Below are 12,922 nucleotides of genomic sequence, written 5' to 3' on the forward strand. Positions count from 1 at the left end.
GGGTCCGCATCGCTTGCGCAACGCGCCTCCGCCGGTCCGGGGGCGGCAGCCCCCGAAGCCGCTGCAAGCTTTCGGGAAGGGGCGGGTAGGGGAACTCACCCCCGCGCCCGCAGCCACCGAAGCACCGCATCCCGGACCCCCGCAACCCGCAACAGCGGCCCCCCATGGGCGGCCCCGTCCACCACCCGCACCCGTACGTCCTTGGCCCCCTTGCGCCGCTCGGCCGCCGCCAGCTCCTGCGCGTGCGTCACGGGCACGAAATCCCGCTCGGAGTGGATGAGGAGCATCGGGGCGTCGGAGGCGCCCGAGGCGTGCTGCGCGACGTCCATGTCGGCCCAGGTCTTCGGGCAGCGGGTCGGCGCGCACCCGGCGAGGCGTTGTGCCGCGTTCCGGAGCCGCCGCTGTGAGCGGGTGGCGCCGGGGCGGCCGCCGTCCTTCCAGGCGCGGTGGGGTGAGGCGACCGGGGACAGGGCGGCGACTCCGCGTACCCGGGTGGCCCCGGCGCCGTACGCCCCGGCCATCGCCGCGAGCTGGCCGCCCGCGGACGAGCCGAGGATCAGCGGGCGCTGGTTGTCGTGCCGGGCCGCGACCCAGGCGAGGGCCGTGCGGACATCGGCGCGCTGGGCGGCCCAGGTGGCGTCGGAGCTGAGCCGGTAGTCGGTGTCGTAGACGGTGAAGCCGCGGGCCGCGAACCAGCGCGCCACCCCACTCCAGTCGGTGTCCCGTAGCCAGGCACCGCCGTGCAGGATCATCAGCGGGGGACCGCCGGAGTCGGTGTACGCGGTCACGGTCTGGTGCTTGTGCGGACCGTAGGAGTAGCCGCGTACCTGAGGTTCGCGCACCGCGGTGGGCGCCGACGCCAGCGGGGCCGGGGTCGCGAAGGACCACAGCGCCCCGCATACGGTGAGGGCGAGCAGCGCACGGGGCAGTCGGGGACGGAAGGGGCGAATCCGGATCAAAGGCCGCATAGGCCGATGCTCTCCCGCACGCGCCGAGGCCGCGCGCAGGAACGGGCCCGCCGGGGCAGCACCCGGAAACGCGAAGGGCCGCCGCACCAGGTGGTGCGGCGGCCCTTCGGTCGAGCGGCGGGTGGGACGGGGTCGGTCAGTTGACGTCGCCCATCAGCGACCGCACCTTGTTGCGGTACATGTAGATGGCGCCGGCGGCGAGTACCGCTGCCGCGGCCTCCAGGGCGACGGCGACCTGACCGTTGAGGTCGACCCCGGCGATGGAGAGCATGCCGGTCACGCTGTCACCGGCGGTGACGGCGAGGAAGAAGACGCCCATCATCTGGGAGGCGTACTTCGCCGGTGCCATCTTCGTGGTCAGGGAGAGACCCACGGGGGACAGGCACAGCTCGGCGGTGGTGTGCATCAGGTAGATCAGCACCAGCCACCACATGGTGACCTTCGTGTCGCCGGAGGCCATGCCCATCGGGACGAGGAACACGAAGAACGAGGCGCCCGCCACCAGCAGAGCGACGGAGAACTTCACGATCGTGTTCGGCTCGCGGCCCCGGCGGGCGAGGCTCAGCCACAGAGCGGCGAAGACCGGGGCGAGCAGCATCACGAAGAACGGGTTCAGCGACTGGAACAGGGTGTTCGGCATCTCCCAGCCGAAGATGTCCCGGGAGGTCTTGGCGTCACCGAAGAGGGACAGCGTCGACGCGCCCTGGTCGAAGATCATCCAGAAGGCCGCGGCGGCCACGAAGAACCAGGTGAACGCCGTCATCTTGGTCTGCTCTTCGCGCGTGAGGTCCTTGTCCCGCTTGATCCGGACGAGCACCGCGACCGGGATCAGGAGACCGGCCAGGGTGATCGGGATCAGCACCCAGTTCAGGGTGAGCCGGAAGACGCCGGTGGCACCGATGAGGAAGTAGAAGGCCGCGATCGCGGCGGTGACCAGGAGGGCCTTGGTGAGGACACCGCGCCGCTCCTCGGCCGTCAGCGGGTTCGGGACCCGGTTGCTCTCCTCGTTGAGGTGGCGAGAACCGATCAGGAACTGGATGAGGCCGAGCCCCATGCCGATCGCGGCCAGGCCGAAGCCCAGGTGCCAGTTGACCTTCTCGCCGAGCCAGCCGATGACGAACGGGGCACCGAAGGCACCGAGGTTGATGCCCATGTAGAAGATCGTGAAGCCGCCGTCACGGCGCGGGTCGTCCGGGCCGTTGTAGAGCTGGCCGACCATCGTCGAGATGTTGGCCTTCAGCAGACCCGAGCCGATCGCGACCAGGCCAAGGCCGACGAAGAACGCCGCCGAGGACGGCAGCGCCAGGCACAGGTGCCCCGCGACGATCACGAAACCGGCGACGGCGACGGTCTTACGGGCACCCCAGACACGGTCGCCGAACCAACCGCCGGGCATGGCCATGAGATAGACCATGGCGACGTAGACCGAGTAGATCGCCGTGGCCGCCGCCGCGGTGTAGGCCAGGCCGCCGCCCTGGCTGCCGGTCGCCGCGTCGGCGCCGCCGGATACCAGGTAGAGGACGAGCAGGGCGCGCATGCCGTAGTAGGAGAAACGCTCCCACATCTCGGTCATGAAGAGAGTGGCCAGGCCGCGGGGGTGGCCGAAGAAGGTCTTCTCGGAGCCGGGGGTACCCGCCGAGTCCTTCGTCAGGCTGGACGCCATGGGTGGTGTTCCTCGCTACGTCGGGACGCCCCGTGGAGCGGGTTGCGCCCGGGTGGGGGGTGGCCGGCACCGGCACAGCACTGCCTCGGCCCTACGCCCGGGGGCCCCGATCCATGGGTGGGTTCGACGGGGAGGCGGTGTTGTCCCGGGATCCACGCCCACGCGCATCCCTCGCGCGCGGGCCCGGCCCACAGGTCATTCACTCGCATATAAGGCTGACGTAATCAGCCAGAGCCCAATAGGGGCCTTCGGCGGACTCAGAGGTCCAAAGGTCCCGACCGGGCTCTTGGGCGTTGGGTCACCATACGTCACCAAAGGGCGGGGTGCGGAAGAGCTTGAGACGTGGATCACAGGGTTTTGCGGAACCAAATCAACGGTTTCGAAGGTATCGCGCCATCCTCTCCGGCTGGACCGCAGGACGCCGCGGGCGGCCGTCACTGCCCGTGTTCGATCGCGCCTTCGCAGGCCAGGGCGTCGGGGCCGCGCGGACCGGGGGTGTTCGTCGATCTTGAGGAACTTGCCCCAAGCCCATGGGCCGCGCGGACTACCATCACCTCATGACCCGTGTACTGCTCGCCGAGGACGACGCATCCATCTCGGAACCGCTGGCCCGCGCCCTGCGCCGAGAGGGTTACGAGGTCGAGGTGCGCGAGGACGGCCCGAGCGCGCTCGACGCCGGGCTGCAGAACGGGACCGACGGCGTCGATCTCGTCGTGCTCGACCTCGGCCTGCCCGGCATGGACGGCCTGGAGGTGGCCCGTCGGCTGCGCGCCGAGGGGCACACCATTCCGATCCTGATCCTCACCGCGCGCGCGGACGAGGTGGACACCGTCGTCGGCCTGGACGCCGGTGCGGACGACTACGTCACCAAGCCGTTCCGCCTCGCCGAGCTGCTCGCCCGGGTCCGGGCGCTGCTCCGCCGCGGCGCCACCGAGCCCGCGCCGCCGCCCGCCACGCACGGCGTACGGATCGACGTGGAGTCCCACCGGGCCTGGATGGGCGAGGAGGAACTCCAGCTCACGGCCAAGGAGTTCGACCTGCTTCGGGTCCTGGTGCGGGACGCGGGCCGGGTCGTCACGCGCGACCAGCTGATGCGCGAGGTCTGGGACACGACGTGGTGGTCCTCCACCAAGACGCTCGACATGCACATCTCGTGGCTCCGCAAGAAGCTCGGCGACGACGCGGCGAACCCGCGCTACATCGCCACGGTCCGCGGCGTGGGCTTCCGCTTCGAGAAGAGCTGAGCCCGTGTGCGCCGCAGGTTGATCCAATCCACGCTCGCCGTGGTCCTCGTCGTGATCGCGCTCTTCGGGGTCTCCCTGGTGCTCGTCGAGACCCGGACCATCACCGCCAGCGCGCAGGAGCGCGTGGACTCCGAGGCCGACCGGCTGGTCGCGATCGTCGACAGCCGGATCCTCAGCGCCGACCGGATCACCGAGGCCGGGCTCCGCGACCAGGTCGGCGGCGAGCGGTACGCGCGCGTGGACCTCCCGTCCCGCGCTCCCATCGAGATCGGCCCGAAGCCCGAGGGTGACGTCATCGAGGCCACCGCCACCGGGGAGCAGGGCGAGACCGTCACCGTCCAGGAGCCGCGCTCCGCGGTCACCCTGGAGGTGGCCCGCACCCTGCTGATGATCGGCACCGTGGCGCTGCTCGCCGTGATCGCCGCCGTCCTGCTCGCCGTACGCCAGGCGAACCGGCTCGCCTCGCCGCTCACCGACCTCGCCGAGACCGCCGAGCGCCTCGGCTCCGGCGACCCGCGGCCGCGCCACCGGCGGTACGGAGTGCCGGAGCTGGACCGGGTCGCGGACGTCCTGGACGCCTCCGCGGAGCGGATCGCGCGGATGCTCACCGCGGAGCGGCGGCTCGCCGCCGACGCCTCGCACCAGCTGCGCACCCCGCTGACCGCGCTGTCGATGCGCCTGGAGGAGATCACGCTCACCGACGACCCGGAGACGGTCAAGGAGGAGGCGACGTACGCGCTCCACCAGGTCGAGCGGCTCACCGACGTCGTGGAGCGGCTGCTCACCAACTCCCGTGATCCCAGCACCGGTTCGGCCGTCACCTTCGACCTGGACGAGGTCGTCAAGCAGCAGGTCGCCGAGTGGCTGCCCGCCTACCGCAGCGCCGGGCGCGCCCTGGTCCGCTCCGGGAAGCAGCACCTCAAGGCGGTGGGCACGCCGGGTGCGGTCGCCCAGGTCCTTGCCGCCCTGATCGAGAACTCCCTGATGCACGGCGGCGGCACGGTCGCGCTGCGCACCCGCGTCACCGGTAACCAGGTGGTCATCGAGGTCACGGACGAGGGACCCGGGGTCCCGGCCGAGCTGGGCGCGCGGATCTTCGAGCGGGCGATCAGCGGCCGCAACTCCACGGGCATCGGCCTCGCGGTCGCCCGTGACCTGGCGGAGGCGGACGGCGGCCGCCTGGAGCTGCTGCAGCAGAAGCCGCCGGTCTTCGGTCTGTTCCTGTCGCGTCCGAGGCCGTCGGGTGACGGCAAGAACGAGCGGACGCCGACCGTCCGCTGATCACCCGTCCGCTGATCACCTACGTACCGGACGGTCCTTGGCGGACTCCTCCAGGAACGATTCGGCGCCCACGACCGTCTCGCGGGCGGGCAGCGCCTTGAACACCCAGGTGCGGTAGGACCAGAAGCGGAAGAGCGTGGCGATGCCGATGCCGAGGAACTTGAAGATGTTGTTCTGTAGCTGGCTGTCCCAGCCGAACCCGTACGTCGCCAGGTAGAGCACGCCGTTCTCGATCACCAGGCCGACGACGGAGAACAACAGGAAGAGCGTCATCTCCCGGGTCCGGCCGCTCTTGTCCCGGTCACGGTAGGCGAAGTAACGGAACCCGATGTAGTTGGTGCAGATCGCGACGAAGGTGGCGATGATCGAGGCGCGCACCACCGGAATGTCCGTGACGTGCCGCACCAGGTTGAAGACGCCGAGGTTGACGAGGGTGCCGATGCCGCCCACCGCGCCGAACTTGGCCACCTCCCGGACGAGCTGGTCGAGTTGCGTGCGCAGTGCGCCACGTTCACTCATGGTGATCGTTCAGCCCCGTCCGGTCGGCAACACAGATAGCCCAGTCATGCTAACCAGCGACACGTTCGGCCGCCCGCGGAGAGCGGAGCGGGCGGGGATGTGGCAGGTGATGCGGAGGTGTGGGACGGGTGGTGCGGCGGTGTGACATGTGACGCAGGACTCGTGGGTCTGTACGTATGAGTAGGGCCCGTATCCTGGAGGATGTGACGTTCCCGGTAGTCGGCATGGTCGGCGGGGGGCAGCTCGCTCGTATGACACACGAGGCGGGCATCCCGCTCGGCATCAAGTTCAAGCTCCTCAGTGACACCCCCCAGGACTCGGCGGCCCAGGTCGTGAGCGATGTCGTCATCGGCGACTATCGCGACCTGGACACGCTGCGTGAGTTCGCCCGTGGCTGCGACGTGATCACCTTCGATCACGAGCACGTACCCACGGAGCATCTGCGCGCCCTGGAGGCGGATGGCATCCCGATCCGCCCCGGCCGCGAGGCCCTGGTGCACGCCCAGGACAAGGGCGTGATGCGCGCACGCCTGGATGCCCTCGGCGTCCCGTGCCCGCGGCACCGCATCGTGACGGACCCCGAGGACGTGGCGGCGTTCGCGGCCGAGGGCGCGGGATTCCCGGTGATCCTCAAGACGGTCCGTGGCGGGTACGACGGCAAGGGTGTCTGGTTCGTACGCTCGGCCGATGACAAGCGCGCGGCGGAGGACCCGTTCAAGGCCGGGGTCCCGGTGCTCGCCGAGGAGAAGGTCGACTTCGTACGGGAGCTGGCGGCGAATGTCGTACGGTCCCCGCACGGGCAGGCCGTCGCGTACCCGGTCGTGGAGTCCCGCCAGGTCGACGGCGTCTGTGACACGGTGATCGCCCCGGCCCCCGACCTGGACCGCGAACTGGCGGTGGAGGCTCAGGAGTTGGCGCTTCGTGTCGCCAAGGAGCTGGACGTGGTGGGCCACCTGGCGGTGGAGCTCTTCGAGATCCGGGATGCCGACGGCAAGGCCCGCGTCCTCGTCAACGAGCTGGCGATGCGCCCGCACAACTCCGGCCACTGGACCCAGGACGGCGCGGTCACCTCGCAGTTCGCCAACCACGTCCGCGCGGTGCTCGACCTGCCGCTCGGCGACCCGCGCCCGCGCGCCACGTGGACCGTGATGGCCAACGTCCTCGGCGGCGACTACCCGGACATGTACCAGGCGTATCTGCACTGCATGGCCCGGGACCCGCAGTTGAAGATCCACATGTACGGCAAGGACGTGAAGCCCGGCCGCAAGGTCGGCCACGTCAACACCTACGGCGACGACCTGGACGACGTGCTCGCGCGCGCCCGTCACGCAGCCGACTACCTGCGAGGAACGATCACGGAATGAGCTCCCTCGAGAACACCGCGCCCGGTTCCGCGTCCGGCTCCGCCGAGTCCGCCGACGGCCCCGTCGTCGGCATCGTCATGGGCTCGGACTCCGACTGGCCCGTGATGGAGGCGGCCGCCGCGGCCCTGGACGAATTCGAGATCCCCTACGAGGTGGATGTCGTCTCCGCCCACCGCATGCCCCGAGAGATGATCTCGTACGGCGAGCAGGCGGCGGACCGCGGCCTCAAGGCGATCATCGCGGGCGCCGGGGGAGCGGCCCATCTGCCCGGCATGCTCGCCTCGGTGACCCCGCTTCCGGTGATCGGCGTCCCGGTCCCGCTGAAGCACCTGGACGGCATGGACTCCCTGCTCTCCATCGTGCAGATGCCGGCCGGCGTCCCGGTGGCCACGGTCTCGGTGGCCGGTGCCCGCAACGCGGGCCTCCTCGCGGCCCGCATCCTGGCCACCCAGGACCCCGAACTCCTCGCCCGTATGCGCGAGTTCCAGGAGGACCTGAACGAGCAGGCGACGGAGAAGGGCAAGCGGCTGCGGGCGAAGGTGGAGAACGCGGGGGCGTTCGGCTTCGCGGGGTAACTGCCGGGCGAGGGCGTCATCCGTGACGATGGGGTGATGGACTACCTCGCCTGGGCGCACGCCCTCCTCACCGAGCACCCCGTCGTCGACGGCCACAACGACCTACCGTGGGCCCTGCGCGAGCAGGTCCGCTACGACCACGACCAGCGCGACATCGCCGCCGACCAGAGCGCCCACCTGCACACGGACATCCCGCGGATGCGCCACGGCGGCGTCGGCGCGCAGTTCTGGTCGGTATACGTCCGCACGAACCTGACCGGCGACGCCGCCGTCTCCGCCACGCTCGAACAGATCGACTGCGTCGACCAGTTGCTGGCCCGGAACCTGCGGGACCTGGCACCCGCGTTGACCGCGGACGACATGGAGAAGGCCAGGGGCGAGGGCCGGATCGCCTCCCTCAAGGGTGCCGAGGGCGGCCACTCCATCAACAACTCCCTCGCCACGCTACGGGCGTTGTACGCACTAGGCGTCCGCTATATGACGCTCACGCACAACGACAACATCGCCTGGGCCGACTCGGCCACGGACGAGCCGGGCGTCGGCGGCCTGTCCCTCTTCGGCCACGAGGTGGTACGCGAGATGAACCGCACCGGCATGCTGGTGGACCTGTCCCACGTGGCCCCGACAACGATGCGCGACGCCCTGGACACGACCACATCCCCGGTGATCTTCTCCCACTCCTCCTCGCGAGCGGTCTGCGACCACCCGAGGAACATCCCGGACGACGTCCTGGAGCGCCTCCCCGCCAACGGCGGCATCGCGATGGCGACCTTCGTACCGAAGTTCATCCTGCCCGCGGCCGTGGAGTGGACCCGGCGCGCGGACGACAACATGCACGCACACGGCCTGGACCACCTGGACACCACGGAGCGCGGCATGGCGGTGCACCGCGCCTTCGAGGCCGAGAACCCGCGCCCGATCGCCACGGTCGAGACGGTCGCGGACCACCTGGACCACATGCGCGAGGTGGCGGGCATCAACCACCTCGGCATCGGCGGCGACTTCGACGGCACGGCCTTCGTACCCGACGGCCTGCAGGACGTCTCCGGCTACCCGAACCTCCTCGCAGAACTCCTCCGCCGCGGCTGGTCCGAGTCCGACCTGGCCAAACTGACCTGGCAGAACGCGGTCCGAGTGCTACGCGCGGCGGAGGACGTGGCCCGCGACCTTCAGACCCACCGCTCCCCGTCGAACGCGACGATCGACCAGCTCGACGGCGCACCGGCGTCGCACGGCTGACGACGGGCGCAACGCCGAGGATCGATCTTCACGCCGGAGCCTCAGCAGGCGCAGAGGCAGAACGGGTGCCCGGCCGGGTCGGCGTACACCCGGAAGCTCCGCGACCGGTCCTCGGCGTCGAGCACCCGCGCCCCGAGCGCGAGCACCTCCTTCTCCGCGGCGTCCAGGTCGTCCACGGTCAGGTCCAGATGGAACTGCTGCGAGGCGTCCGGCGCCGGCCACTTCGGCGGTACGTGTCCGGGGGCGGCCTGGAACGCGAGCGGCGCGCCCTCGAACCCCTCCAGGTCGTACCAGTCCGGACCGTCGTGCGTGACGGTGCCGCCAAGGACGGCGGCGTAGAACTCGGCGAGCGAGCGCGGGTCGGGACAGTCCAGGACGACAGGGCCCAGCTTGGCGACAGCCATGATCTCGATCCCTCCACAAGAGTTACCGCTTAAGCGCGGCAACCGGTAACGGTTACCTCATACTCCCGCAGTAGAGGTAACGTCGCAACCATGAATGACCGCGCGCCCGCCCCTGGGGACCTCGCCTTTGTGGCGGCCCTGGTGAACACGCTGGACGTGGAGACGGGCGCCGACGCCCTGGACACCGAGGAGGGCCGGACCCCCTTCGGCATCACGGAAGCGGACATGCCCGAGGCCAAGGCCCTACGCGAGTCACTCCGCGCAGCCTGCCTGGCCCACGCGGGCCACCCGCCACACCGCCCGACGCCCCCACTGGGCGAGCTTCTGGCCGAGGGCCCGCTCCTGGTAACGGTCGACCCGGAGACCGGCGCGGCGACGCTCCGCCCGGCGGACCCGGACAGCCTGACGGCAAGAGTGGCGGCCGCGATCGCGGCAGCGGTATCGGACGGCACCTGGCACCGCCTCAAGGCCTGCGAGGCCACCGACTGCCTGTGGGCGTACTACGACCGCAGCCCCGCGGGACGGCGCCGCTGGTGCTCGATGCAGGTGTGCGGGGCAAGGGCGAAGATGCGCAACTACCGCGCACGCAAGGGCGACTGATCCAGCCCGTCAGCCGCCTGTCCGGCGGCGTGTGAGGACGAGCGCGCCTGCAACATCTCAGCCCGTCCGGCGTTTGCGGACGAGCGCGTTCAGCGCGATACACGGGGGTCTGGGGGCGGAGCCCCCAGTTACGGGAAGGGGCGGGGCTGGGGAAGAAGAAGCCCACCCACCGGCTCAGGCCGCAGGACGCCCCATGGCCCGGAACGCCCACCCGGCCTCGCGCCAGCGCACGGGGTCGAGGGCGTTACGGCCATCGAGAATCACCCGGGCCCCAGCGGCAGCCCCCAGCTCCGCAGGATCCAGCTCCCGGAACTCCCTCCACTCCGTAAGGTGCAGCACCACATCCGCCCCCCGCACCGCATCTACCGCGGACTCGGCATACGCAAGGGTCGGGAACAGCCGCCGCGCGTTCTCCATCCCCTTGGGGTCGTACACCGTGACCTGCCCACCCTGGAGCTGAATCTGCCCGGCGACATTCAGCGCGGGCGAATCCCGTACGTCATCGGAGTCCGGCTTGAACGTCGCCCCGAGCACCGCGACCCGCTTGCCCAGGAACGACCCCCCGCCCACGGCCTCCCGCGCGAGCTCCACCATGTGCCCCCGGCGCCGCATATTGATCGAGTCGACCTCGCGCAGGAACGTCAGGGCCTGGTCGGCCCCCAGCTCACCGGCGCGCGCCATGAACGCCCGGATGTCCTTCGGCAGGCAGCCGCCGCCGAACCCGATCCCGGCCCGCAGGAACTTCCGCCCGATCCGCTCGTCGTACCCGATCGCCTCGGCCAGCTTGGCCACATCCCCGCCCGCGGCCTCGCACACCTCGGCCATGGCATTGATGAACGAGATCTTGGTCGCGAGGAAGGAGTTGGCCGATGTCTTGACCAGCTCCGCCGTCGGGAAATCGGTCACCACAAAAGGAGAGCCTTCGGCAATCGGCCGCGCGTACACCTCACGGAGCAGCTTCTCCGCGCGCTCGCTCTCGACGCCGACAACGAGCCGGTCCGGGTGCAGCGTGTCCTCCACGGCGAAGCCCTCGCGCAGGAACTCCGGGTTCCAGGCCAGCTCCACGCCCTCGGGCAGCAGCTGCGCCAGGCGCGCGGCCGAGCCCACCGGCACCGTCGACTTGCCGACGACCAGGGAGCCCTCGCGGGCCACCGGCGCGAGCGAGCCGAACGCGGCGTCGACGTACGACATGTCACAGGCGTACTCGCCGTGCTTCTGCGGGGTGTTCACGCAGACGAAGTGGACGTCGCCGAACGCGCCCACCTCTTCCCAAGAGGTGGTGAAGCGAAGGCGCCCGCTGGACCCCTCGATCCCGGCGACGTGCTGATGGAGCAGCTCCTCCAGGCCCGGCTCGTACATCGGGACCCGGCCCTGCGAGAGCAGCTCGATCTTCTCGGGTACGACGTCCAGGCCGAGCACCTCGAAGCCGAGCTCGGCCATGGCCGCGGCGTGGGTGGCCCCGAGGTAGCCGGTGCCGATCACGGTGATCTTGAGGGCCATGGAATCTGCTCCAGACGGTGCGGCGCTGACTGCGCGCCCGAGCATAGCCGGGCCCGTACCGGGGCAGCTCTCCGCTGTCCCTACGGGAGGTCATGGCTGTCCCCAGGGGCCTCCCCTCTCCCCAGGGCCCCACGGCCCTTCGGCTCCGCTGTCAGCAAACTCACGTAGGCCCGGACGGCCCTCGGGCCCTAAAATCGGGGTTACTTAACGGTAGTTAGCACCCTTGGGAGTGAGAGATCTTGGCGGGTTCCACCGAATTCGACCTGTACCGCCCGGCCGAAGAGCACGACATGCTCCGTGACGCCGTCCGCTCGCTCGCCGAGGCGAAGATCGCGCCGCACGCCGCGGCGGTCGACGAGGAGGCCCGCTTCCCGCAGGAGGCCCTGGACGCCCTCACCGCGAACGACCTGCACGCCGTGCATGTGCCCGAGGAGTACGGCGGCGCGGGTGCCGACGCGCTCGCCACGGTCATCGTGATCGAGGAGGTGGCCCGCGTCTGCGCGTCCTCGTCCCTCATCCCGGCCGTGAACAAGCTGGGCTCGCTGCCTGTGATCCTCTCCGGCTCCGAGGAGCTGAAGAAGAGGTACATGGCGCCGCTCGCCCAGGGCGAGGGCATGTTCTCGTACTGCCTGAGCGAGCCGGACGCGGGCTCGGACGCGGCGGGCATGAAGACGAAGGCCGTCCGCGACGGCGACTTCTGGGTGCTCAACGGTGTGAAGCGCTGGATCACCAACGCGGGCGTCTCCGAGTACTACACGGTGATGGCCGTCACCGACCCGGAGAAGCGCAGCAAGGGCATCTCGGCCTTCGTCGTCGAGAAGTCCGACGAGGGCGTCTCCTTCGGCGCCCCGGAGAAGAAGCTCGGCATCAAGGGCTCCCCGACCCGCGAGGTCTACCTCGACAACGTCCGCATCCCCGCGGACCGCATGATCGGCGAAGAGGGCTCCGGCTTCGCCACCGCGATGAAGACCCTGGACCACACCCGCATCACGATCGCGGCCCAGGCCCTCGGCATCGCGCAGGGCGCCCTCGACTACGCCAAGGGCTATGTCCAGGAGCGCAAGCAGTTCGGCAAGCCGATCGGCGACTTCCAGGGCGTGCAGTTCATGCTCGCCGACATGGCGATGAAGATCGAGGCCGCGCGCCAGCTGACGTACGCCGCGGCCGCGAAGTCGGAGCGCGTCGCCGCCGGAGGTGGAGAAGGGGCCCTGACCTTCCAGGGCGCGGCCGCGAAGTGCTTCGCCTCGGACGTGGCCATGGAGGTCACCACGGACGCCGTCCAGCTGCTCGGCGGCTACGGCTACACCCGTGACTACCCGGTCGAGCGCATGATGCGCGACGCCAAGATCACCCAGATCTACGAGGGCACGAACCAGGTCCAGCGCATCGTGATGGCGCGCAACCTGCCGTAACCCAGAGGCAGTTCCGCCCGCACGTAGACAGTTGGGGCCCCGCCGGACGAACCGGCGGGGTCAGGGCGGTCCTTGGATCGTGTTACGGGCTCTCAGCGTCGCGGCACGTTGTTCGAGGAAGGCGCGGGCGGCCGGGTCGTCGCTGAGCGCCAC

At 70.3% G+C, this 12,922-nt stretch carries 12 protein-coding genes; 7 read left to right on the forward strand and 5 right to left on the reverse strand.

Annotated features, from left to right (window positions below; genetic code table 11):
• Positions 1-95: 95 nt before the first annotated feature.
• On the reverse strand, positions 96-968 hold the full coding sequence (locus tag ACWD10_RS37885) for an alpha/beta hydrolase family protein (protein WP_451098311.1): 873 nt from the start codon (positions 966-968) through the stop codon (positions 96-98).
• A 136-nt stretch (positions 969-1,104) separates the two neighbouring features.
• Entirely contained in the window at positions 1,105-2,631 is a 1,527-nt protein-coding gene (locus tag ACWD10_RS37890) for a peptide MFS transporter (protein WP_451098313.1), read from the reverse strand.
• Positions 2,632-3,188: 557 nt separating this feature from the next.
• Here ACWD10_RS37890 and ACWD10_RS37895 point away from each other — a divergent pair.
• Both ACWD10_RS37895 and ACWD10_RS37900 read left to right on the forward strand, forming a co-directional pair.
• Complete coding sequence (locus ACWD10_RS37895; protein WP_451098315.1) at positions 3,189-3,875, forward strand: response regulator transcription factor; 687 nt, start codon at positions 3,189-3,191, stop codon at positions 3,873-3,875.
• Positions 3,876-3,881: 6 nt separating this feature from the next.
• Positions 3,882-5,156, forward strand: a complete 1,275-nt coding sequence (locus tag ACWD10_RS37900; protein WP_451098316.1) for an ATP-binding protein — start codon at positions 3,882-3,884, stop codon at positions 5,154-5,156.
• A gap of 15 nt (positions 5,157-5,171) precedes the next feature.
• Here ACWD10_RS37900 and ACWD10_RS37905 read toward each other — a convergent pair whose 3' ends face one another.
• Entirely contained in the window at positions 5,172-5,675 is a 504-nt protein-coding gene (locus tag ACWD10_RS37905) for a GtrA family protein (protein ID WP_451098318.1), read from the reverse strand.
• Positions 5,676-5,878: 203 nt separating this feature from the next.
• Here ACWD10_RS37905 and ACWD10_RS37910 point away from each other — a divergent pair, with 203 nt between their 5' ends.
• The 3 genes from ACWD10_RS37910 (at position 5,879) to ACWD10_RS37920 (ending at position 8,853) form a co-directional block, all read left to right on the forward strand.
• Complete coding sequence (locus ACWD10_RS37910; RefSeq protein ID WP_451098319.1) at positions 5,879-7,039, forward strand: 5-(carboxyamino)imidazole ribonucleotide synthase; 1,161 nt, start codon at positions 5,879-5,881, stop codon at positions 7,037-7,039.
• Between the two features lie 77 nt (positions 7,040-7,116).
• Positions 7,117-7,614 (forward strand): 5-(carboxyamino)imidazole ribonucleotide mutase, encoded by a 498-nt coding sequence (gene purE / locus ACWD10_RS37915; protein WP_451098328.1) that lies wholly within the window; start codon positions 7,117-7,119, stop codon positions 7,612-7,614.
• A 36-nt stretch (positions 7,615-7,650) separates the two neighbouring features.
• A complete protein-coding gene (locus ACWD10_RS37920) occupies positions 7,651-8,853 on the forward strand; it encodes a dipeptidase (RefSeq protein WP_451098320.1) in 1,203 nt (400 codons plus the stop codon).
• A 41-nt stretch (positions 8,854-8,894) separates the two neighbouring features.
• Here the strand turns inward: ACWD10_RS37920 and ACWD10_RS37925 are convergent, their stop codons facing one another.
• The gene (locus ACWD10_RS37925; protein WP_451098321.1) at positions 8,895-9,257 is read right to left on the reverse strand and encodes a VOC family protein; all 363 of its coding nucleotides are present in this window, start codon (positions 9,255-9,257) and stop codon (positions 8,895-8,897) included.
• A 90-nt stretch (positions 9,258-9,347) separates the two neighbouring features.
• Here ACWD10_RS37925 and ACWD10_RS37930 point away from each other — a divergent pair, with 90 nt between their 5' ends.
• Positions 9,348-9,857 carry a CGNR zinc finger domain-containing protein gene (locus ACWD10_RS37930; RefSeq protein WP_451098323.1) on the forward strand — a complete coding sequence of 170 codons (510 nt, stop codon included), beginning with the start codon at positions 9,348-9,350 and terminating at the stop codon, positions 9,855-9,857.
• A gap of 174 nt (positions 9,858-10,031) precedes the next feature.
• On the opposite strand, the gene ACWD10_RS37935 is transcribed toward ACWD10_RS37930, so the two are convergent.
• Positions 10,032-11,357 carry a UDP-glucose dehydrogenase family protein gene (locus ACWD10_RS37935; RefSeq protein ID WP_451098325.1) on the reverse strand — a complete coding sequence of 442 codons (1,326 nt, stop codon included), beginning with the start codon at positions 11,355-11,357 and terminating at the stop codon, positions 10,032-10,034.
• A 239-nt stretch (positions 11,358-11,596) separates the two neighbouring features.
• Between ACWD10_RS37935 and ACWD10_RS37940 the strand changes: the two genes are divergently transcribed.
• On the forward strand, positions 11,597-12,769 hold the full coding sequence (locus tag ACWD10_RS37940) for an acyl-CoA dehydrogenase family protein (RefSeq protein WP_451098326.1): 1,173 nt from the start codon (positions 11,597-11,599) through the stop codon (positions 12,767-12,769).
• Positions 12,770-12,922: the final 153 nt, after the last annotated feature.

It is taken from the genome of Streptomyces sp. NPDC002851, assembly GCF_053591935.1.